We start from the raw sequence: 20,845 nt of genomic DNA, 5'->3' as shown, positions 1-20,845 counted from the left end.
CGTCCAGACACCGCTTACTTCTCAAGCATCGTTGACGGAATGCGTCACGGCGCTCCGGACGCAAGGCCGGTCTCTGTGCGCCAATGTCGGCGGCAAGGCACGGCAGGTGGCTCTTGGCCGGCAGACTGGCCGCTTGGCCGACCTGTTCATCGCGCCAAACAGCGCCGACCGCATCGCCGACATCGTGCAGCGTGGCGTCGAGCCGGTGTTCGCGAACGCGCTGCTGCGGCAAAGCCTTCAGACATCGGGAGCTATGGGCCGGCGATGACATACACGCTTCATCAGCTCGCCGCCGGTAGCTACGACCTAGCCCTAGACGGGGTGATCGTGGGCGATGTGGTTCGCGACGTCACACCCGGCGGCCAGGTCAAAGGGTGGCGTGCCGAGCTGCTCGATGACGTCCCGGTGGAGCAGATACCCCGCCCGTTCAGCGCGATCGAGCACCAGTTCCACTCCCTGGAAGCGGTGGCGGAGTGGCTCGGCGGTGCGCCAATCTCAACTGCGTTTGAGGACGCTTAGCCCTCTACTCGCGGGCGGCTTTCGACCCTGCGAAGCCGTCAATGATCCAGCCCAGCGCCCACGACGCGGCGTAGAGCAGGGCGGCAGTAGCGAGAGCGAGCCAGGCCCAGAGGTAATCCGGATGCGCCGTTCCGGGCGTGAGATCGGACGGAATGGGCTCCAGCGCGGCTTGGTTTGGAAGGCTGGCTCGATACTGTTGGATGGCTGCCCGCATTTCAGTTGCGGTTGCGTCAGACGGAAACTGCATCGGGGCCCCGAGCGGTCCGCGCACCAAGATCCCGCCGCTCTTCTGCATCACGACGAGTTTGCACGTCGAACGGGCGTCGAACTGTTCGAAGACGTTCGTGCAGAGAGAAGGCCACGGAGCTGTGTTCCACGCCACGAACGCCGCGACACCCGCGACGACGATCATAGGCACGGCCAGTACAAAGCCGATTCGATGGAAGCCGGTCGAAATGCGGGATCGAGCCATGGCGCCTATGCGATCCGCTGCCACTTCGCCGCGTGGGCTCGGAATTCTTCCACCTCTGCGCGTAGGGCTTCAATTTCGGCGTGCAGCTCGCCGGCGTCGACCGCCAACTCGATGCACTGGTCCTGAACCTCAGCGAGTTGGAGACGCAGCTCCGCGTTCTCGGTGGCGAGTTCGAGCACGAGCATTTCGTCGGGCGAACTCACATTCTTCGGCACGTCGTTTCACCACAATCAACCGCTGAGCTGTGAAATCAGGAAGCACCGTCGAGCCCATGGCGGGCGATGTCTAAGCCGCCAACTCACAGAACGAGGATAGCCTCGACCGTCTCCTGGACTTCCAGTGCTTCGGCTAGGCTGGCAAGCCGATGCGGCTCGCCTCGCGTCATCCGCACTACACCTTCGAGCTGCCGGCGAAGGGCGATCGGGCGCGCCTGTGCGTTCGGTATCGCGTCCGGTGCGGCAGCGAAAAGCCCATCCGCGCCGAGACGCTCAGGTATGGCCCAGTCGCGCAAGCGCACGGTGCCGGCATCACCCGCCAGCGTCCAGGTATTGTGATCGTCCTGTTCCGTGCCTCCGACGCGGCCGCTGAGGCGGACCGGGATAGCGCCGGCGCGAAGCGTCACGTCGATTGCGCGCTCCGATCTGCCGTCCTCGGGGAATGCGACGGTACCCTGCAGCTCGGTCAGCGGGCCGAGCAGGCGTTGGCTCAGGAAGAGAAAATGCGAGACAACCTCACGCGTGAATCCGCCTTCTGCTCGCCCGTCGAGCCAAGCTGCCGCATCCGCCTGCCAGGGCCGCGGCCAGGCGGCGAAGCCGACTTCGATCGTCAGCTGCCGCGGTGTCCCCACGACGCCATTCTCGAGCCAACGTTCGAGCATCGCCACGCCCGGCGAAGAGGCGAAGGGGAAATTCACTGCGCCAGAAGCGCCTGCGCCCGCCACGAATGCGCGTGCGTCTCCGATGTCGATGGCGAGCGGCTTTTCGCAGAAGACGCTGCGCCCGGCGGCGAGCGCAGCGCTGGCATGGCCGAGATGAGACGCCGGCGGCGAAGCCACGTAGACGCAAGTGCTCGCCGCGACCACCGCGGCCGCATCCGCGACCTGCGGCACGTCAGGGAAGGCGACGGCAATGCGGGAGAGTGCCACCGGAGACGGGTCCCATATGGCGGCGATCCGCACCGGCGATTCGGGCTGTCCCGCGGCGGCGGCGAGCATGCGCTCGCCCATGATGCCCGCGCCGATGATGCCGAAGGCGAGCGGACTGTCGGTCATGGGCATCGTGATCCTTGGTTCTCGAGGTCGCGTTACGCGAGCTCGGGGCGGACGGCGAGCCAAAACAGCTTACGGCGCTGAAGACGCCCGTTAAGGCACCACCGAGCTAGACCGTCAGCGTGTGCATGTGAGCATCCGCGATCGCCAATCAAATCCCTGACGGCACTGCGGGCCGGCGGCCGCTCGATTCTGCTGAACGTCGGCGACGCCTCGAAGCGCGCCTACCTCGGGCGCAACAACGCGGTGCTCGCGGAAATCCTGTCGGCACCGGACAGCGTTCAGCAGATCCGCGCCATCGCGGCACGGCGCGCCGAGACGCCGTTCGCCGATGCCTTCATGAGGATGACGGTACAAGCCCCGGCTGCGGGGCGCGCGCGATGACCTACACGCTGCACCGCCTCGCAGCTGGCAGCTACGACCTTGTCCTCGACGGCATCATCGTCGGCAGTGTGGTTCGGGAGGTCACCGCGGATGGCGGGCATCGTGCCTGGCACGCTGAGCTACTCGAAGACCTGCCGCCGGATCGGTGCCCGAGCCCCTTTCGGGAGATCGAGCACACCTTTCCGACGCTGGACGCAGCGACGGCGTGGCTCGGCGATGCGATGGTCGTAGATTCACTGGAGGCCGCCTAGCGGTGGTGGCACAGTCGACTCATCTGCGACGGGGGCTCACATTAGCGCCTCCGCAGAGTCTGCGTTCTGTGATCTGAAAATGGATCTTTGATGAACCCGATCGAGGTGCTCACCAATGCCCGGTCACGGGAAGTGCCTTGGCCTCTTATTGTGGAAGCTCTACATGATATATCAAAAAACGGTAGCATTGATGAGCACGGACGCCCTTGGATCGAAGTCGCAGCACATCTAACAGGATATTCCACAAATCATTTACGTATTGGGCAGAGAACATTCGCTCTAATAAAAAACATAATTCAAGAAAACCAACTTCCAGGCCATGCATTGGAATGGCCAATCTCAAATCTTGAAGTCTTGACGCGAATATCGAAAATAAATTCGAGACGCGCTCAAGATATTTTAATAAGTAAAAAGCGGCATACTCTTCGTGAATTGCGCGATTTGTACGATGCCGTTCGAAATGAAGCCGGAAGCAGCATCTCGGCGATGAGCGCGGGACATCAATCGGCCAAGGCTTTTACGAGAAATATGTTTAGCGAGCTTTCCGACGTAGAAATTCTTCGAGACCTATTAAGCCTTGATCAAGATGTTCCGCTTGGACAACTGAAGGTCTGGCCTGGCCGTTATCCGTATGCCCATCCAGATTTCCACGTGGGTTTCCTGATTAACGACAGGCTTCAACTCGCGGCTTTCGAAGGACTGAGGTTCTACGGAGATGTAACCTCTCAGGTAGCGACCAAAGCCGCACTGAAAGCAGCGGTCGAAGCCACGTTTTTCTCGCAGTACTACTGGTGCACGCCAAGCTGGGTCTCGACCCTCGATCTACAAACATTGAGGGATGAACTTGGCCTTCTGAATGTGGGGATCGTCACTATCAGCGAGAAAAAGGTTGAGTCGGTCCTTCGCCCTTTAGGTCCGTCGGTGCATGACCGGCAAGCTATTCTGCTGAAAGATAAAGTGATCCTCAGTCGCCTTGGACTTCACCTGTAGAAAATATGAGGGCGATAGAGCGCAGCTAGTAGACAAAAAGGCCCGGCTTCACAGCCGGGCCTCAAGAAAGTCTCGACAATCCTGATCAAACTCTGCGCGGCTTTTCTAGACCGCGCAGATGCGAAGCAAGATTAGAAGTCGCGCTGGACGCGGGCGCGGACCTGGAAGACGTCGTCGCTGGTGGTGGTGCGCACGAACCCGCCGGCGTTGATCGCGGCGACACGGGCGACCGAGTAGGCGGTCGGATCCTTGTCGGTGTCGATCACGCGGCCGTTCTTGACGCCGATCTGGGTGTAGAAGCCTTCCACACCGATATCGAGGTCCTTGACCGGCGACCAGATCAGGCTCGCGCCGGCGACGAACTGGTAGGTGTCGCGAAGCGCCTGGCTGAGATTGTAGAACCGGGTGCCGGGGGCGCCAACCGAGTTGGCGCCGAAGTTGACGGTGTTGAGGCTGTTGTAGAGCGCGTAGGCGTTGCCCTGGCCGGCGCGGGCGCCCGCCGTGAACGACTGTTCGCCGTAGGAGCCGAAGAAGGCCGAACGCCACTCAGGCGACCAGTAGTGCAGAAGCGAGGCGACGGCGGTGAAGCTGTCGGAGGTCGAGAGCTGACCGGTGAAGGGATTGATCACCGCGTCGGAGAAGTACTGCGCGAACTTCTGGCCCTGGATGGTCGTGGTACTCTGCGTGAACGAGCCGGTGTACGAGGAGTAGCCGGTGTAGAGCTGCGCACCGTTGCCGTAGGCACCCTGCAGGTACAGGGTGTCGCCGGGGGCGATGAACGGCAGGTTGACCTTCACGCCGCCCTGCACGGCGTAGCCGTAGGTGTTGTCGGTGTGGGCGATGCTGACGTTCGTGCCTGCACCGGTGCCGGCGCCTGCAGCGACGTTACCGACGTTCAGCTCGTGCACGGCGGCCGAAAGCTGGGCCGAGCCCCACGCTGCGTCGTAGCGGACCGCGCCGACGAAGTCGGGCATCCGGCTGCGCTCGATCGCATCGATGGTGCTGTAGCGGGTCGGGGTCACGCCGGTGTAGCCGATGAACACCGGAACCGGCGAGCTGCCGAGCAGCAGGCCCGAGTTGGCGAGCGCCGAGTTGGTGGTGACGTTCGAGACGTTGATTGACGGCGAGAAGATCGGCGTGCGGCGATAGGCCGGGTCTTCCATCGAGATCGTTGCCGAGAAGCCGTTGCCGAGCGTCGCGGTGTAGGCGGCGAGGTTGGTCGAGGCCATGTCGGAGCCGGCGGTGGCACCGGCGAACTCGAAGTCGTGGGCGTAGAAGTCGAAGAACGACGCGGCGCGACCGGCGGTGAAGCCGGCGAACTGCACGAAGGCCTTGTCGACGTTCGAGTACTGCTGCAGGCGGCCGAAGCCGTCGACGCCAGTGGCGGCGAAGGCCGTGCCCTGGCGCTGCTGGGTCCCGGAGGTGCCGACGCCCGAGTAGCCGGAGCGGCTGCCGGCATCGAGGCGGATGAAGGCGCGGAGCGTGCCGTAGGCGGTCTGGGTGCGGGCATCGACGTTGATGCGCATGCGGCCCTGGTAGCCGGTCAGGTCGCCGTTGCCGGCGGCGCGGGAGTAGCTGGTCTGGTAGCCGGCCTCGAGGCGGGCGCGGCCCGAGAGGCGGATGCAGGTGTCGGTGCCGGGGATGTAGAAGAAGCCGGCGCCGTAGGCGGTGCAGACGCGGACGTATTCGATCGGGGCGGCCTTCTTGACCGGCAGATCGGCAGCCTGTGCGCCGGCGACGGCGGCGAAGCCGGCGGCCGAAGCGAGCAGGGTGCTCTTCAAGAGCGACATAGATATCTCCAAAAGCTTCGAGACCCGAGGATCGTACGGTCGCGCAGCCGGAGCCGATCGCGACGTACGTTTCTTGTGCGGCCCGCTTTTTGGGTGCGGGCTCATCGGGCCCGCTTTTGCGGTGCCCCCAGTGCGAAAACACTGTGTGCCAGCACATCCTCGCGATCAACGTGGAATCTTCGAGAGCGCCGCGGTGCTGTGGGAATGTTGCATCCAGGCAACGCTTTGGTTAGCTGGCGAGCAATTAGGCCAAAAAGGCCTCAGGAAGCGCTTCAAATGCGAAGTATATCGTGGGCAATCGATCTCGTGAGATCCGTGGCCCTCGCTCGACCTCTCCAATAACCCTGGATCGTCCGGGATAATGGAAGCGTCTTGGCTCGAAGTGACCAAGATGTAGCGCGAGCCCGGCGCCCCGCCGTGGCGGTTTAGCAAGGCCGGTATCGTCACCACCGACCTGATGCTGCTCGATACCAGCCCGCGCTTATTGATCGGCCAGTTCGATCGCGAGCGCTCCGGTCCGCTGATGGCGGCGATCGACGCCTGCAACGCCCGCTTCGGCCGCGGCAGCGTCGTCCCGGCCCGCGCCGGCCTGGAAGCCAAGCGGACGTGGAGCACGAAGTTCGAGATGCGGACGTTGCGCTACACGACGCAGGTCGGGGAGTTGCCGATCGCGGTGGCTTAAAATTGGATCATGGCCGCACCAGCGCAGCCTCAACCTGCTTACTGTTTGTACCGACCGGCCTCGCACCAGAAGCGGGTTCGCGCGCCAGGCTGCGCCTGGAACAGCTCTTGAGCCTGCCGACAGTTTTGCTGGTTGTAGGCGCGGCTCTCGGTAGCGTCGAAGGTCGCCACGTGAATCCGAGCGTTCTCGTCGAGAGGCGAGTTGCGGTACAGCGTTTCGACGTTCTCGGACGAACCGCAACCCCCTAAAAGCACGGCACAGAACCGAAGCGCCCGCCTCATCTGCGCGTCGCCCGCCAGCCCGCAGCCTTCGCCTCATCCTCGGTGCAGAACATCCGCTCGCCGGTCTTTGCGTCGATCCGGGTCCGGTCGTAATCGCGGGAGCCCGGCAGGTGGTAGACCTGCTCGCCCTTCCGGCTGATATTTCCCTTGATCGTGCAGCCGCCAGCAGCCGGCGGCTCCGCGCGCGAGACCGGCGCGGGGATCGGCCCGTCCGGGCCGCCGGGTGCTGCGAACCCCATGTACATGCCGCGCTCGCCCCTGCGCCACTCGGACGGGGTCGTGAAGGAGCCGGCCCAGATGCCGTGCTTGGCCGCTTTCGCGGTTGCCTCGGCCTCGACGTAGTCGGTGGCGTAGCGGCGATAGGCGACGGCGTGGCCCTGGGCGACCATCCAGGCGTTCAGATCCTCGGCGCCTTTCCGGCAGATGGCGACGGTGCGGCCATAGCGATCAGTGTCCCGGGGCTCGCAAGAGATTGGCGCCTCGCCGATCCGGTCGGAAAGGGCCAGGGCGGCGGTCTGACCGCACCGGTAAGACTTGCCGGCGACGTCTTGGCATAGCTGCGCGCTCTCAGGGGCGTCAATGCCGTGGAGACGGATGCGCGTGCCGTGAATGACGACCGTGTCGCCGTCGGTGACACTAGCCCGGCCGACGATCGCCTCCGCAGCTCCAGCGGCTGCTCCGCCCGAGGCAAGACTGATGGCGACCAGAAGAAGTACCCGGAACATGGGCGCGATCTCGCGTGTTGCGGCGATCAAAGAAGCAGAGGAGCAGCCGAGCTAGGCAGCCCTCAATCCCGACGCGTCCGGTATTGCTTTCCGGTGGCGTCGGTGAGGATGATCGAGGCCGTCCTCGTGGGATCGGCTGCAATGCCGGCCGGGGCTGCAGTCTGGTCGGTGCTCCTTGCAGGCTGCGATTGCCCCAGCGCCACGACGGTCAGCGCGGCCACGGTAATCGCAGACCATAGACCGGCAGCAGCGATAGTCGGGATCTTCGGCACGCATGCACCCTTACGGTTGATCGAAGCGTGTCGTTGAATGATCAAAGAGGCTGATCCGCGGCAGGCGTTCAGTCCAAAAAGACGCGGAGGCCATCGGTGTTGAGGAGCTCGCGCTGATCGGCGCACCAGCGCTCGGCGCCGATCTCGGCGATTTCCTTGGACAAGCGCTGGCCCTCTTCGTCGATCGCCGCCAGCGCTTGTCGATGGCCGATTGCCTTGTCGAGCGTCGGGCGGACGGTTCGTAGCAGGCCCTCCGACACCTTGTCGTCGATCGCGTAAGCCTTCCGGCAGTAAAGCGTGATGCCAGCCTGCGCGCCGACGATACGCACCAGCCCCTGGACCATCTCGGCCTGTTCCTCATCCTTTGTCTGCGCTGCGAGACAGGTCTGGACGCCGATCAACATGGTAAGAGCGACGAGGGCGCGTTTCATGGAGTGACCCGTGGGCATCGACGCTCCATCAGCGCCGCAGCAATCCTAGAACAACCAGGAGCGTCGCCCGGCTCCATCGACCGCTTGCCAAAAAGCAGCAGGACCGCTGAACCCCCTTCTACGGTTTTACCAAGAGCACATTCACGGCCTTCGAGAGCACGCGGACGGTGTCGCCTACGGTCAGGCCCAACTCGTCGAGCGAGTCGACCGTCATAACCGACGACATCCGGTAGGAAGTGCCAACCAATTCGACGTCGACCTGGGCCATCACATCGCCAAATCGAATAGCGATGACGGTGGCCGGGATGTCGTTGCGGGCGTTGTGCTTCATTTCAGGCTGCCCTTCGCCCGCGGATGTTCAGCGTCTCCAGCTAAGCGCGCAGCCCTCTGACGAGTCAATTTGGTTCCGGCTACATTCGCCGGCGCCTATCGATGTCAATCTATGAACATGTTCATGTTCCTGCACGCCATTTGAACGAATTCGGTGGGGGCGCGCCGACCATGTATCGCGCGACGTCGAACAGGCGCGTAGACCCATATTCCGTATAGCCGGCCAAACCGCCTTCACGCAGGTACTGACCGGCGGTCATCGTCTGGTGCGAGCCACTGTCACGGCAACGCCAAGTGTCTTGGTCATAGACGCTGCATTCCGTTAGGTTGGTGGGTCCGGAGGCGAACCAACCGGCGCCGGGTAGCGCGACGACGCGATTATTGGCGACGTCCACGCGGAAACGCATCGTCCGCTGCCATTCGAATTGCCCGCAGGGTTTTTCTTGGCCGCGCCGCCACGCAGCGTCCACGCAACCGAACTCGACGCCGAACGAGTAGGCCGAGCCGGGGCCAGAGGCGTACCAGCTGGAAACGGAGATCAGCGCCGCGGCCGTGACGATCCATGAGATTTTCAACGTCGCCTCCTCGGAACGAGGAACAGCTATCCGTTGGTGTCCGACGGGATCAACCATCGCACCCGAGGGACCGTGGAAGATTCGTTGTGTGAGATCAGTCTGTGAGACGGGCCCGCGGCCCGGCCTTTTGCCGGGCCTCAAAAAGCATTCCGCAGAGGGGAAATGAGTGGAGCGGGTACCGGGAATCGAACCCGGGTATTCAGCTTGGAAGGCTGCTGCTCTACCATTGAGCTACACCCGCGATCCGCGCCGGATAGCATGGCGCGGGAGGCTTGAGAAGACCGGATGCGCCGCGCGGGTGGCACGTCCGAGGCTAGCTTTCAGTGCGCAGAGACTTGGCGCGTCGGCACGATGTCGTTGGCCATCACCTCGCCGAACGGGCCGTCGTTGCGGGCGTTGGTCGGTCCGATGCCGGTGGTGGCGCGGAGCGGCAGCTTCGGGAAGACCAGCTCGGCGAAGCGGTAGGCCTCCTCAAGATGCGGGTAGCCCGACAGGATGAAGCGGTCGATCCCGAGGTCGATGTACTCCTTCATCCGGTCGGCGACCTGGTCGGCGGAACCGACGAGCGCCGTGCCGGCGCCGCCGCGCACCAAGCCGACGCCGGCCCAGAGGTTCGGCGAGACCTGCAGCTTGTCGCGGCTGCCGCCGTGCAGCGCCATCATCCGGCTCTGCCCGATGGAATCCTGGCGCTTCAGCGTCGCCTGCGCCTTGGCGATGGTGGCGTCGTCGAGCTTCGAGATCAGGCTGTCGGCCGCCTCCCAGGCGGCGCCCTCGGTCTCCCGCACGATCACGTGCAGGCGGATGCCGTAGGAGAAGGACTTGCCGCGCTTTTCGGCGGCGGCGCGTGCGGTGGCGATCTTCTCGGCCACGCCCGCCGGGGGCTCGCCCCAGGTCAGGTACACGTCGCAATGCTCGGCCGCGACGTCGATGCCGGCCGGCGACGAACCGCCGAAGTAGAGCGGCGGGTAGGGTTTCTGCACCGGCGGGAAGATCAGCCGGCCGTTCTCGGCCGACAGGTGCTTGCCTTCGAACGTCACCGTCTCGCCGGCCATCAGCCCGCGCCAGATGTGAAGGAACTCGTCGGTCACCGCGTAGCGCGCGTCGTGATCGAGGAACACGCCGTCGCCGCGCAGCTCCACCGGGTCGCCGCCGGTGACGACGTTGATCAGCAGGCGCCCGCCGGAGATCCGGTCCAGGGTCGAGGCCATGCGGGCGGCGGCCGAGGGCTCCATCAGACCCGGGCGCACGGCGACGAGGAAGCGCAGGCGCTGCGTCAGCGGGGCGAGCGCGGACGCGACGACCCAGCTGTCCTCGCAGGAGCGGCCGGTCGGCAGCAGCACGCCGTAATAGCCGAGCGCGTCGGCGCCCTGCGCGATCTGGCGAAGGTAGGAGAGCGACACGTCGCGGGCGCCCTCGGACGCACCGAGGTAGCGGCCGTCGCCATGCGTCGGCAGGAACCAGAGGACGTCCGTCTTCCCGTCCTGAATCGTGCTGTCGGTCGAGGCGGTCATCGAAAGATCTCCGTGTCGGCTCAGGCGGCCTGGGGCGCGCCGAGCAGGTGTTCGAGGATGCGGCCTTCGAGGCGCGCGAGGTCGGGGTCGCCGCGGCGGCGCGGCCGGGGCACATCGACCCGCAGGTCGAGGGCGATGCGGCCGGAATCCACCACGAGGATGCGGTCGGCCATCGCCACCGCCTCGCCGACGTCGTGGGTGACGAGGAGCGCGGTGAACCCGTCCGCACGCCAGATCCGCTCGATCAGGTCCTGCATGCCGATGCGGGTGAGCGCATCGAGGGCGCCCAGCGGCTCGTCGAGGGCCAGCAGGCCGGGGCCGCTGACGAGCGCGCGCGCCAACGCCACGCGCTGACGCTGGCCGCCCGACAGGGTCGCGGGCCAAGCGCCGGCCTTGTCCGCGAGCCCGACTTGGTCGAGGGCCACGAGCGCGCGTTCGCGCCGTTCCGGCTTCGTGCCGATGCCCGACAGGCCGACGGCGACGTTGTCGACGACCCGCGCCCAGGGCAGCAGCCGCGGCTCCTGGAACATGATGCGCCGCGGCCGCTCGCTCCGCCGCAGGCCGGGTTCGCCGGCGTCGAGCGCGACGCGGCCGGCGGTCGGCGCCTCGAGCCCGAGGATCAGGCGCAGCAGGGTGCTCTTGCCGCAACCGGACCGGCCGACGACCGCGGTGAAGCCGCCCGCGGGCAGGAACAGGTCGAGCCCGGAGATGACGGCGTTGCCGTCGAAGCTCTTGTGCAGGTCGCGAACGGTGACGGCGATGCCGCGCGCTCCCCTCTCCCGGTCGGGAGAGGAATGGGGTGAGGGATCAAGCGTTTCCGAAGAGGTCACGCCCCTCTCCCTGTCGCCAAGGGCGAGGGCACTCGCGTTCGTGTCGGCGTCCGGCGGCTGCGGGGTGTCGCGAAGGTTGGCGTCGCGCAGCATCAGGCGCTCCTGTAGGCGGGGTTCCAGGCGAGGCAGCTGCGTTCCAGCTGCCGCGTCAGCGCGTCGGCAAGCTTGCCGAGCGCGGCGTAGATCAGGATCGCCAGCACCACGACGTCGACGAGCATGAACTCACGCGCCTGCATCGCCATGTAGCCGAGACCGGACGAGGCCGAGATGGTCTCGGCGACGATGAGCGTCAGCCACATGATGCCCAGCGCGTAGCGCAGGCCGACGAAGATCGACGGGAGCGCCCCCGGCAGCACCACGCGGCGGAACAGCTCGGCGTTCGACATGCCGTAGACGCGGCCCATCTCGACCAGCGCCGGGTCGACCGAGCGGATGCCGTGCAGGGTGTTGGCGTAGATCGGGAAGAACACCCCGAGCGCCACCAGGAACAGCTTGGCCTCCTCGCCGATGCCGAACCACAGAATCACCAGCGGGATCAGCGACAGGTGGGGCACGTTGCGCACCATCTGCACCGAGGTGTCGGTGAGCCGCTCGGACAGGCGCGACAGGCCGTTGGCGAGGCCGAGGCCGAAGCCGATGCCGCCGCCGACCACGAAGCCGGCGAGCGCGCGCAGCGTGCTGACGCCGAGGTTGGTCCAGAGCTCGCCGGTGCGCCCCGCCTCGATCCCGGCCCGGACCACGTCGAGCGGGGCCGGCATGAAACGGTTCGAGACCAGGCCGGCCGAGACCGCCGCCTGCCAGCCGAGCACGATCGCGACGGGCAAGAGCCAGGGCAGCGCGGCGTCGCGGATGCGGGAGGGGGTGGTGCTCATCGGATCTCCGCCTTCCGTTCCGGATGGGTCGAGACCGCGTCGGCGACCCGGATGGCTTTGGGCAGGAGGCCGAGGGCGTGGAAGGCGTCGGCCACGGCCTGCTGGTCGGCGATCGCCTGCGTGTCGAGGGGGGCGACGCCGTAGGACAGGCGCTCGAGCGCCACCGCCAGCACGGGCGCCGGGATGCCGACCGAAGGCGCAAGCTCGGCCGCGACCGTGGCGCCGTTGCCGGCGGCCCAGGTGTCGACCTCGGCGACCGCCCGCAGGATCGCGACGACGACCTCCGGGCTCGCCTCGGTGAAGCCGCGGCGCGACAGGTAGAACTGCCGGTTCGGTGCGATCCCGCTGCCGTCGGCCAGCACGCGCGCGCCGGTGGAGCGCTCGGCCGCCGCGAGGTACGGGTCCCAGATCGCCCAGGCGTCGACGGCACCGCGCACGAAGGCAGCGTTGGCATCCGCCGGCGACAGGAAGACGAGCTTCACCGCGTCGTAGGGAACGCCGGCCTTCTCCAGGGCGCGCACCACGAGGAAGTGCACGTTGGAGCCCTTGTTGAGCGCGATGGTCTTGCCGCGCAGCTCCGCCACGGACCGGACCGGGCTGTCCTTGGGCACGAGGATCGCCTCGCCGCGCGGGGCCGGCGGCTCGGTGCCGACGTAGCGCAGGTCGGCGCTCGCGGCCTGCGCGAAGATCGGCGGGGCCTCGCCGGCCGAGCCGAGGTCGATCGCCCCGGCGTTCAGCGCCTCCAGCAAGGGCGGACCGGAGGGAAACTCCGACCATGCGACGTCGTAGCCAAGCGGCGCCAACGCCTTCGCGAGGCTGCCGCGGCCCTTCAGCAGGACGAGCGAGCCGTACTTCTGGTAGCCGATCCGCACGGTGGCGGCGGCGCGCGCCGGGCGCAGGGCGAAGGCGGCGGCGAGGCCGAGCCCGGCCGAGAGCACGGTGCGGCGGCGCATCGGCGCGCCGGCCTCCGTCAGGGTGTCGAGTGCGGCGCGCGGCGCGGGGGAAAGGGGGGCGTCGGTCATCGCGGATCAGCCGTTGCGTGCGGGTGGCGTCCAGACCGCGTCGGCGACGCGGATGGGCTTCGGGATCAGCTTCAGGGCGTGGAAGCGGTCGGCGATCGCCTGCTGCTCGGCGGCGACGCGGTCGTTCATCGGGCCGATGAGGTAGTCGGTGCGGTCTACCGCGCGGCGCGTGGCGGCGAGCGGCACGCCGGTGCCCTTCGAGAGCAGGTCGGCGACCGCGCCGCGGTTCTCGCCGCACCAGCGCGCGACGCCCCCGAGCACGTCGATCACCTCGGAAAGCACCGCGCCGCGGCCCTCGGCGAAGGCGCGGCTCGCCAGGAAGAAGTTGTTCTGCGGGGCGATCTCCTTGGCGGTCGCGAGCACGCGGACGCCGTCGCCGCCTTCGGCGATGGCATAGTACGGGTCCCAGATCGTCCAAGCGTCGATGCTGCCGCGCGAGAACGCCGCCGCGGCGTCGGCCGGCGCCAACGTCACCGGCTCGATGTCGGCATAGGTGAGGCCGGCCTTCTCCAAGGCGGCGACGGTGAGATTGTGGGCGCTCGACGCCTTGGCGAAGGCGACGCGCTTGCCCTTCAGCTCGGCGAGCGTTTTGATCGCCGAGCCCTTCGGCAGCAGGATGCCCGAGCCGGAGCCGCCGGCCTCCTGCGCCGCGGCGTAGACGAGGCTCGATCGCGCGGCCTGCGCGAAGATCGGCGGGGCGTCGCCGGTCTGCCCGAAATCGATGCCATCGAGGGAGAGCGCCTCCAGCAACGGCGGCCCGAACGAGAACTCGACCCAGCGCACCGAATGGCCGAGTGGCGCCAGCCGCTCCTCGATGACGCCGCGCTGCTTGGCGACGACGAGGATGCCGTTCTTCTGGTAGCCGATGCGCAGGACGCCGGGCTCCGCGGCGCGCGCGGCACGGGACAGGGGCAGCGCCGCGGCGAAAGCCGTGGCGAGCAGGCGGCGACGGTCGAGCATCGCCGGCCTCAGCGTGCGACCGCGCGGGCCGCGGGGGCGGCGGCCTCCGCTGCTCCCGCGGCGCGGACGAGGGCGGCAAGCTGGGCGCCGGCCTGGGCGATGCGGTCGCGCACGCCGGGATCGGTCGGGAGCCCGTCGGTGAAGTCGGGGTCGGAGCCGTAGACGGTGGTCGGCACCTGCAGGGCGCCGAAGAACCCGAACAGCGGCCGGAAGGAATGCTCGACCACCAGCGCGTGGCGGGCGCCGCCGCCTGTGGCGACGATCGCGACCGGCTTGTTGGCCAAGGCCAGCGGGTCGATCAGGTCGAAGAGGTGCTTGAACAAGCCGGTGAAGCTGCCCTTGTAGACCGGCGAGCCGACGACGAGCGCATCCGCCCCCTCGATCGCCTCGACCACGCGGCGGGCCGGCAGCGACAGCGCATCCCGCGACCAGGCCGCGCCGAGGCCTGTGCCGGCGTCGACGAGGTCGAACAGGCGCAGGTCCAAGCCGCCATCCGCCGCGGCGGACTCGCCCACGGCCTCGACCAGGGCGCGGGTCTTGGACGGGCGCTGGAGGTTGGCGCTGAAGCCCACGAGTTTTGGTCGCGTCATCGTCAAGGTCTCGTCTCGAATTGAGGGTGTCGCGGGACAAAGACGGGGCTGGAGGGCGAAGGCCGCCCCCATCGTTCCGGACCCTGCCGCGATGTCCTCCTGAAGGTGAGGCGTACCGCCTGCGCGGTCAATGAAACGTTCTTGCAAAAGAACGCGGCGAACGAGGCGAACGTCTTCTCAAGCGATCGGATCGAGGGGTTTTGTTCTCTCGGACGTGAGTACGAGGCGAAATTTGCAATCATCCCGCGCATCAGCGGACTGAAACGTTCTTTAAGAAGAACGAAGTGGGTGCGATGCCGTTTCTCCACGGGCGGCCCCGCCTCCTGGATGCCCACGATGGAAGGTTTCTCCCGCCGGACCTGCGGCCAGTGGAACGTCCTTGCCTGATCCAGCAAAAATTTGCGCTTTGCTTCCTTTGACCTGGATCAGGACTTTGGAAATACTTTGAAGGTACGCCTACAGGGCGCATCTGTTCGGCCGATCGGCGCGTAACCCATCAGGGACATGCGCTGGACGATCGTATCGCACCGACAAGTGACGACGGACGAGGAGGGGGACATCCGATGACCAACCGCAACGCGACCGAGGAGCCGATCCGCTTCGCCTATTGGGTGCCGAACGTGTCTGGCGGGCTCGTGATCAGCACGATCCCGCAGCGCACGAGCTGGGATGCCGACTACAACCGAAAGCTCGTGCGGATCGCCGAGGAGGCCGGCTTCGACTACGCGCTGACCCAGATCCGCTTCACCGCCGGCTACGGCGCCGAGTTCCAGCACGAATCGGTGGCGTTCAGCCACGCGCTGCTCGCTGCCACCACGAAGTTGAAGGTGATCGCCGCGCTGCTGCCCGGGCCGTGGAACCCGACCATCGCCGCCAAGCAGATCGCCACGATCAGCGAGCTGACCGAGAACCGCATCGCGATCAACCTGGTCTCCGGCTGGTTCTCGGGCGAGTTCCGCGCCATCGGCGAGCCGTGGCTCGACCACGACGAGCGCTATCGCCGCTCCGAGGAGTTCATCACCGCGCTGCGCGGGATCTGGACCCAGGAGAACTATACGTTCCGCGGCGATTTCTATCGCTACACCAACTACAACCTCAAGCCCAAGCCTGCGGTGACGCCGGAGATCTTCCAGGGCGGGTCGTCGCGGGCGGCGCGCGACATGGCGGCCCGCGTCTCCGATTGGTACTTCACCAACGGCAACACGCCGGCGGGCGTCCGCGCGCAGGTGGACGACCTCCAAGCGAAGGCCGCCGCCAACGGCCACACGGTGAAGGTCGGCGTGAACGCCTTCGTCATCGCGCGCGACACCGAGCAAGAGGCGCGCGCTGTGCTGCAGGAGATCATCGACCACGCCAACGCAGACGCGGTGAAGGCGTTCGGCCACGAGGCGAAGAATGCCGGCAAGGCCTCGCCCGAGGGCGAGGGCAACTGGGCGAAGTCCACCTTCGAGGACCTCGTCCAGTACAACGACGGCTTCAAGACCAACCTGATCGGCACCCCGGACCAGATCGCCGAGCGCATCCTCGCCCTGAAGGATGCCGGCACCGACCTGGCGCTCCTCGCCTTCCTGCACTTCCAGGAAGAGGTCGCGTATTTCGGCGAGCACATCATCCCGCGGGTGCGCGCGCTCGAGGCGGCGCGGGCCGAGCGCGCCGAGGCGGCGTAGGCGCCGAGCCGGTCCCTGCCCCCTCCCCTCGCAGTGAGGGGAGGAAAGGCGCGAGCGAGCACTCTCACTCTGGAGACACCGATGAACATCGCCGTCGACACCCGCGCCCTCGCCGGGACCCTGCCCGCGCAGGGCACCCCCGGCCCCGCCCAGCCGTCCGAGCCCGCCCACGTCATCCGCGACGACGCCGAGGCGATCCGGGTCGCGCATGACTTCGCCGCCTCGATCCGCGCCGGCGCGTCCGAACGCGACCTGGCGCATGCCCGGCCGCTGGCGGAGCTCGACCGGTTCTCGCAGAGCGGATTGTGGTCGATCAACGTGCCCAGCGCCTACGGCGGCCCGGAGGTCTCGTACCGGACGCTGGCACAGGTCGTCGCCATCGTCGCGGCGGCCGACCCCTCCATCGCGCAGATCGCGCAGAACCATCTCGGCATCGTCGCGGCGATCCGTACGGTGTCGGACCCGGACCAGCAGGCGCTGCTCTTCGCCGAGGTGCTGCGCGGCACCCGCTTCGGCAACGCGTTCTCGGAGAAGGGTACGCCGCGTGCCGCCGAGTTCGCCACCCACTTCACCGATCACGGCGACCACGTGATCGTGCAGGGCCAGAAGTTCTACGCAACGGGCGCGCTGCTCGCCCACCTCGTGCCGATCGTCGCCGTCGACGATGCCGGCCGCGCCTGGTACGCGATCGCCGACCGCAACGCGCCCGGGCTCACGGTGATCGACGACTGGTCGGCCTTCGGCCAGCGCGGCACGGCGAGCGGCACGGTGCTGATCGAGAATGTGCGCGTCGAGAAGAGCCACCTCGTCCCGGCCTGGAAGGCCTACCAGGAGCTGCCGCGCCTCGACGGGGCGATCTTCCAGATCATCCAGGCGGCGATCGACGCCGGCATCGGCCGCGCGGCGCTCGACGACACCATCGCCTTCGTGCGCGAGAAGGCGCGGCCCTGGATCGACGCCGACCAGGCGCGGGCGTCCGACGACCCCTACACCATCCAGGCGGTCGGCGACCTCACCATCCGCCTGCACGCGGCCGAGGCGATCCTCGACCGGGCCGGCCTCGCGATCGACGCCGCCCTCCCCGACCACGACGCGGCCTTGGTGGACGCGGCCAAGATCGCGGTGGCGGAATCGAAGGTGCTCACCACCGAGATTGCGCTCGCGGCCTCGAACAAGCTGTTCGAGCTCGCCGGCACGCGCTCGACGCTCGCCGAGCACAACCTCGACCGCCACTGGCGCAACGCGCGGACGCACACGCTGCACGACCCCGTCCGCTGGAAGGTGGCGATCGTTGGCAACCACGCGCTGAACGGCGTAGCGCCGCCGTCGCACGCCTGGAGCTGAGCGGTTTGTTCGACGCCATCTCTGCCGGAGCGATCGATCGCCACGTCGCCCTGGACGATTGTTGAGCGCGCATCCCCTCTCCCGACCTGCGGGGAGAGGGGGACTCAGGCTGCGCGGATCGCCTCGGCGATTTCGTCCGGGTATTCCTCGTGCGGGCTCAGGGCACCCGGCACCGGTCGGCCCTCGACGCGGCCGGAGGCGACGAGCGCGTCCATCTCGGCAGCGGACCGGCGCGGGGCGCGGCTCGGGCGCAGCACCCGGACCGGCGGCAGGCCGTCGCCGAACAGGCCGAGGAACGCGTCGCGCGTCGGCACCGGATCGAGCCCGCCGGTGACGAAGGCCGCCGTGCCGAAGCGCGCGCCCCGCTGCCGGGTGATCGCGGTCTTCTCCGCGATCAGCGAATCGGTGACATGCGCGGCGTCGCCGTAGACGTGGGCGCGCATCATCCGGCCGATCACCTTCGGGCGGATATTGAGGCCGTAGAGGGCGTCGCCCAGGAGTGGCGCCTCGACGGCGCGGCGGATCGCGGTGAACAGGCCCTGTCGCTCCGGCCCCATCACGGTGGGAAGCGGGCCGCGCCATGTCGGGGCCACCAGCACCAGCCGCGCGAACGCCTTCGGATGCCGTCGCGCGGCGGCGACGAGGTAGGCCGCCGCGTGCCCCGCGCCGACCCCGATCGCGTAGGGGCCGGGGGCCGCGGCCAGCAGGGCGTCGAGGTAGGCGTGGAACGTCGCCGGGTTCAGCGGCAGCCGCGCCCGCGGATGCGCGCCGAAGCCGGGCCAATCCGGGATCAGGCAGCGATGGTCCGCGGCGAGACGCGCGGCGAGCCCGGCCATCTCGGCCCGCGACGCGATCGTCGAGAGCGCCGGCAGCAGCAGCACGTCGGCGCCGGACCCGACCCGTTCGCAGGGGGTCGGCACGGCGTGGCCGGCCACCATGAGGTCGAGGGTCAGGGTCCCGTGCATCGGGTCGTGCCCTGCCCGGATCAGGTGCGCAGCAGTTCGTTGATCGCGGTCTTGGAGCGGGTGCCGGCGTCGACGCGCTTGACGATGACGGCGCAGTACAGGCCCGGGCCGGGCGAGCCGTCCGGCAGCGGCTTGCCGGGCATCGTCCCGGAGACGACCACCGAATAGGGCGGCACGCGGCCGTAGAAGACCTCGCCGGTGGTGCGATCGACGATGCGGGTCGAGGCGCCGATGTAGACGCCCATCGAGAGCACGCTGCCCTCGCCGACGATCACGCCCTCGGCGACCTCGGCGCGGGCGCCGATGAAGCAGTTGTCCTCGATGATCACCGGGTTGGCCTGCAGCGGCTCGAGCACGCCGGCGATGCCGGCGCCGCCCGAGATGTGGCAGTTGTCGCCGACCTGGGCGCACGAGCCGATCGTCACCCAGGTGTCGACCATGGTGCCCTTGCCGACCCGCGCACCGAGGTTGATGAACGAGGGCATCAGCACTGCGCCGGGGGCGATGTAGGAGCCGCGGCGCACGAAGCAGCCGGGCACGGCGCGGAAGCCGGCGGCCCGGAACTCGGCCTCGCTCCAACCCTCGAACTTCGAGGGCACCTTGTCCCACCACGGCGCCGCGCCGGGGCCGCCGGAGATCGGCGCCATGTCGTTGAGGCGGAAGGAGAGCAGCACCGCCTTCTTCAGCCACTGGTTGACCACCCAATCCTGGTTGCCGCTCTTCTCGGCGACCCGGGCCTCACCGGAGTCGAGCAGCGCCAGCGCCGCCTCGACGGCTTCGCGAACGGCGCCGCGCGTGTTCGTGTCGACGCCGGCGCGGTCCTCCCAGGCGGCTTCGATGGTCTGGGCGAGGGCAGCGTGCGACATGGGGCTTCCGGGCAGATTTTCAGCGAGCGCCCGTGCTTACAAGCGGCCGTCCGCTCTGTCACCTGAGGGCGCCGACGGAGCGATCGCGCACCTGCGTGCAACCGACGCGGACGGAATCGGGCCGCGCTCCGGCAACATCTCGGCGCCTCGTGGGTAGGTCCCGGACATTGCGGCGCCGCGCCGACCGGTGCGCGGAGCGTTGGCGGGAAACAGGGCCATGAAACACAAGGCATTGCGCGACCAGGTCGTCGTCATCACCGGCGCGTCGAGCGGCATCGGGCTCGCGACCGCCCGGATGGCCGCGGAGCGCGGGGCGACCGTCGTGCTCGCCGCCCGCAGCGCAGACGTGCTGGCGACGGTGCAGGCGGAAATCGAGGCGGCCGGCGGCCGCGCCTTGGCCGTCCCCTGCGATGTCGGCGACCGCGCCGATGTCCAGGCCGTGGCCGACCGGGCGATCGCCGCGTTCGGCGGTTTCGACACCTGGGTCAACGTCGCCGGCCTCACCATCTACGGTCCGCTGCGCGAGGTTTCGGACGCGGACAACGCGCGCCTGATCCAGACCAACCTCTGGGGCACGGTGTTCGGCTCGCTCGTCGCGGTCGAGCACCTGCGCCGGCGCGGCGGTGCGCTGATCAACCTCGGCAGCGTCGCCTCCGACCTCGCCTTCCCTTTCCAGGGCATGTACGTGGCGAGCAAGCACGCGGTGAAGGGTTTCACCGACGCCCTGCGGATGGAGCTGCTGGCCGAGGATGCGCCGGTCTCGGTGACGCTGGTCAAGCCGACCTCGATCGATACGCCGCTGCCGCAGCGGGCGCGCAACTACATGGACCGGGAGCCGATGCTGCCGCCTCCGATCTACCCGCCCGAGGAGGTGGCGAACGCCATCCTGCATGCCGCCGTGCATCCGCAGCGCGACATCGTCGTCGGCGGCGGCGGCAAGCTGATGGTGGCCGGCAAGGAGTTCGCGCCGGGCGCCTACGATCTCTTGGCCCCCGCGATCATCGCCATGCAGAAGCGCGGCGAGGACCCGCGCGACCCGGCCGGCGCGCTGCACGCGCCGAAGGACGCGGGCGAGGTCCGGGGCACGCAGCCGGGCTACGTGATGCGCACCAGCGCCTACACCCGCGCGACCTTGCACCCCGTCGCCGCCACGGCGGGGCTGATCGGCCTCGGCCTTGCAGCCCTGACCCTCGCGGGCGTCGGCACCGGAAAGCCGGGCTCTTCGCGCGGACGCGGGCGCTCGGCCTGA

At 68.0% G+C, this 20,845-nt stretch carries 25 protein-coding genes, 1 tRNA gene and 1 pseudogene; 9 read left to right on the top strand and 18 right to left on the bottom strand.

Annotated elements, in window-relative coordinates; translation table 11 throughout:
- Both MFF13_RS03450 and MFF13_RS03445 read left to right on the top strand, forming a co-directional pair.
- Positions 1 to 268, top strand: a 268-nt coding sequence (locus tag MFF13_RS03450) for a hypothetical protein (RefSeq protein ID WP_238270843.1), incomplete at its 5' end; no start/stop codon positions are given.
- Positions 265 to 519 (top strand): hypothetical protein, encoded by a 255-nt coding sequence (locus tag MFF13_RS03445; protein ID WP_238270841.1) that lies wholly within the window; start codon positions 265 to 267, stop codon positions 517 to 519. The genes MFF13_RS03450 and MFF13_RS03445, both read left to right, overlap by 4 nt.
- A 4-nt stretch (positions 520 to 523) precedes the next feature.
- On the opposite strand, the gene MFF13_RS03440 is transcribed toward MFF13_RS03445, so the two are convergent.
- From MFF13_RS03440 to MFF13_RS03430, 3 genes are all read right to left on the bottom strand, one after another.
- On the bottom strand, positions 524 to 991 hold the full coding sequence (locus MFF13_RS03440) for a hypothetical protein (RefSeq protein WP_238270839.1): 468 nt from the start codon (positions 989 to 991) through the stop codon (positions 524 to 526).
- 5 nt (positions 992 to 996) lie between these two features.
- Entirely contained in the window at positions 997 to 1,206 is a 210-nt protein-coding gene (locus MFF13_RS03435) for a hypothetical protein (protein WP_306422401.1), read from the bottom strand.
- Between the two features lie 83 nt (positions 1,207 to 1,289).
- Positions 1,290 to 2,261 carry a Gfo/Idh/MocA family protein gene (locus MFF13_RS03430; protein WP_238270836.1) on the bottom strand — a complete coding sequence of 324 codons (972 nt, stop codon included), beginning with the start codon at positions 2,259 to 2,261 and terminating at the stop codon, positions 1,290 to 1,292.
- Positions 2,262 to 2,504: 243 nt separating this feature from the next.
- On the opposite strand from MFF13_RS03430, the gene MFF13_RS03425 reads away from it, so the two are divergent.
- From MFF13_RS03425 to MFF13_RS03415, 3 genes are all read left to right on the top strand, one after another.
- On the top strand, positions 2,505 to 2,642 hold the full coding sequence (locus MFF13_RS03425) for a hypothetical protein (RefSeq protein WP_238270834.1): 138 nt from the start codon (positions 2,505 to 2,507) through the stop codon (positions 2,640 to 2,642).
- Positions 2,639 to 2,893 carry a hypothetical protein gene (locus MFF13_RS03420; protein ID WP_238270831.1) on the top strand — a complete coding sequence of 85 codons (255 nt, stop codon included), beginning with the start codon at positions 2,639 to 2,641 and terminating at the stop codon, positions 2,891 to 2,893. Before MFF13_RS03425 ends, MFF13_RS03420 begins: the two co-directional genes overlap by 4 nt.
- A gap of 90 nt (positions 2,894 to 2,983) precedes the next feature.
- On the top strand, positions 2,984 to 3,883 hold the full coding sequence (locus tag MFF13_RS03415; protein WP_238270828.1) for a hypothetical protein: 900 nt from the start codon (positions 2,984 to 2,986) through the stop codon (positions 3,881 to 3,883).
- 131 nt (positions 3,884 to 4,014) lie between these two features.
- On the opposite strand, the gene MFF13_RS03410 is transcribed toward MFF13_RS03415, so the two are convergent.
- Positions 4,015 to 5,673: a porin gene (locus MFF13_RS03410; RefSeq protein ID WP_238270826.1), complete on the bottom strand. Its 1,659-nt coding sequence runs from the start codon at positions 5,671 to 5,673 to the stop codon at positions 4,015 to 4,017.
- A gap of 397 nt (positions 5,674 to 6,070) precedes the next feature.
- Between MFF13_RS03410 and MFF13_RS03405 the strand changes: the two are divergent.
- Positions 6,071 to 6,355: pseudogene (locus MFF13_RS03405) on the top strand (DUF4113 domain-containing protein); the annotation flags it as partial.
- A gap of 277 nt (positions 6,356 to 6,632) precedes the next feature.
- Here MFF13_RS03405 and MFF13_RS03400 read toward each other — a convergent pair.
- From MFF13_RS03400 to MFF13_RS03345, 12 genes are all read right to left on the bottom strand, one after another.
- Positions 6,633 to 7,361: a thermonuclease family protein gene (locus MFF13_RS03400; protein ID WP_373322477.1), complete on the bottom strand. Its 729-nt coding sequence runs from the start codon at positions 7,359 to 7,361 to the stop codon at positions 6,633 to 6,635.
- A 62-nt stretch (positions 7,362 to 7,423) separates the two neighbouring features.
- Complete coding sequence (locus tag MFF13_RS03395) at positions 7,424 to 7,633, bottom strand: hypothetical protein (RefSeq protein WP_238270822.1); 210 nt, start codon at positions 7,631 to 7,633, stop codon at positions 7,424 to 7,426.
- Between the two features lie 68 nt (positions 7,634 to 7,701).
- Positions 7,702 to 8,064, bottom strand: coding sequence for a hypothetical protein (locus tag MFF13_RS03390; RefSeq protein ID WP_238270820.1), 363 nt, complete (start codon positions 8,062 to 8,064; stop codon positions 7,702 to 7,704).
- A 118-nt stretch (positions 8,065 to 8,182) separates the two neighbouring features.
- On the bottom strand, positions 8,183 to 8,395 hold the full coding sequence (locus MFF13_RS03385) for a TOBE domain-containing protein (protein WP_238270818.1): 213 nt from the start codon (positions 8,393 to 8,395) through the stop codon (positions 8,183 to 8,185).
- A 121-nt stretch (positions 8,396 to 8,516) separates the two neighbouring features.
- A complete protein-coding gene (locus MFF13_RS03380; protein WP_238270816.1) occupies positions 8,517 to 8,969 on the bottom strand; it encodes a hypothetical protein in 453 nt (150 codons plus the stop codon).
- A gap of 167 nt (positions 8,970 to 9,136) precedes the next feature.
- Positions 9,137 to 9,210 (bottom strand) — tRNA-Gly (locus MFF13_RS03375).
- 79 nt (positions 9,211 to 9,289) lie between these two features.
- Entirely contained in the window at positions 9,290 to 10,480 is a 1,191-nt protein-coding gene (ssuD, locus tag MFF13_RS03370) for an FMNH2-dependent alkanesulfonate monooxygenase (protein ID WP_147761338.1), read from the bottom strand.
- A 20-nt stretch (positions 10,481 to 10,500) separates the two neighbouring features.
- On the bottom strand, positions 10,501 to 11,403 hold the full coding sequence (locus tag MFF13_RS03365) for an ATP-binding cassette domain-containing protein (RefSeq protein ID WP_147827792.1): 903 nt from the start codon (positions 11,401 to 11,403) through the stop codon (positions 10,501 to 10,503).
- A complete protein-coding gene (gene ssuC / locus MFF13_RS03360; RefSeq protein ID WP_147750101.1) occupies positions 11,403 to 12,182 on the bottom strand; it encodes an aliphatic sulfonate ABC transporter permease SsuC in 780 nt (259 codons plus the stop codon). Before ssuC ends, MFF13_RS03365 begins: the two co-directional genes overlap by 1 nt.
- The gene (locus MFF13_RS03355) at positions 12,179 to 13,204 is read right to left on the bottom strand and encodes a sulfonate ABC transporter substrate-binding protein (protein ID WP_238270814.1); all 1,026 of its coding nucleotides are present in this window, start codon (positions 13,202 to 13,204) and stop codon (positions 12,179 to 12,181) included. Before MFF13_RS03355 ends, ssuC begins: the two co-directional genes overlap by 4 nt.
- A gap of 6 nt (positions 13,205 to 13,210) precedes the next feature.
- Positions 13,211 to 14,164 carry an aliphatic sulfonate ABC transporter substrate-binding protein gene (locus tag MFF13_RS03350; RefSeq protein WP_238270812.1) on the bottom strand — a complete coding sequence of 318 codons (954 nt, stop codon included), beginning with the start codon at positions 14,162 to 14,164 and terminating at the stop codon, positions 13,211 to 13,213.
- Positions 14,165 to 14,172: 8 nt separating this feature from the next.
- Positions 14,173 to 14,754: an NAD(P)H-dependent oxidoreductase gene (locus MFF13_RS03345; protein ID WP_147750098.1), complete on the bottom strand. Its 582-nt coding sequence runs from the start codon at positions 14,752 to 14,754 to the stop codon at positions 14,173 to 14,175.
- Between the two features lie 563 nt (positions 14,755 to 15,317).
- Here MFF13_RS03345 and sfnG point away from each other — a divergent pair.
- Positions 15,318 to 16,421 (top strand): dimethylsulfone monooxygenase SfnG, encoded by a 1,104-nt coding sequence (gene sfnG, locus MFF13_RS03340; RefSeq protein ID WP_238270802.1) that lies wholly within the window; start codon positions 15,318 to 15,320, stop codon positions 16,419 to 16,421.
- Between the two features lie 81 nt (positions 16,422 to 16,502).
- The gene (locus MFF13_RS03335; protein WP_147827788.1) at positions 16,503 to 17,765 is read left to right on the top strand and encodes an SfnB family sulfur acquisition oxidoreductase; all 1,263 of its coding nucleotides are present in this window, start codon (positions 16,503 to 16,505) and stop codon (positions 17,763 to 17,765) included.
- A 104-nt stretch (positions 17,766 to 17,869) separates the two neighbouring features.
- On the opposite strand, the gene MFF13_RS03330 is transcribed toward MFF13_RS03335, so the two are convergent.
- A complete protein-coding gene (locus MFF13_RS03330; protein WP_147827787.1) occupies positions 17,870 to 18,730 on the bottom strand; it encodes an alpha/beta fold hydrolase in 861 nt (286 codons plus the stop codon).
- Between the two features lie 20 nt (positions 18,731 to 18,750).
- Complete coding sequence (dapD, locus tag MFF13_RS03325; protein ID WP_147750094.1) at positions 18,751 to 19,596, bottom strand: 2,3,4,5-tetrahydropyridine-2,6-dicarboxylate N-succinyltransferase; 846 nt, start codon at positions 19,594 to 19,596, stop codon at positions 18,751 to 18,753.
- 217 nt (positions 19,597 to 19,813) lie between these two features.
- Here dapD and MFF13_RS03320 point away from each other — a divergent pair, with 217 nt between their 5' ends.
- The gene (locus tag MFF13_RS03320) at positions 19,814 to 20,845 is read left to right on the top strand and encodes an SDR family oxidoreductase (RefSeq protein ID WP_147827786.1); all 1,032 of its coding nucleotides are present in this window, start codon (positions 19,814 to 19,816) and stop codon (positions 20,843 to 20,845) included.

The organism is Methylobacterium cerastii (genome assembly GCF_022179125.1).
In the GTDB taxonomy this organism is placed as follows: domain Bacteria; phylum Pseudomonadota; class Alphaproteobacteria; order Rhizobiales; family Beijerinckiaceae; genus Methylobacterium; species Methylobacterium cerastii.
The sequence above is the reverse complement of the archived record's forward strand: the minus strand, read 5'-3'. Positions and strand labels throughout refer to the sequence as shown.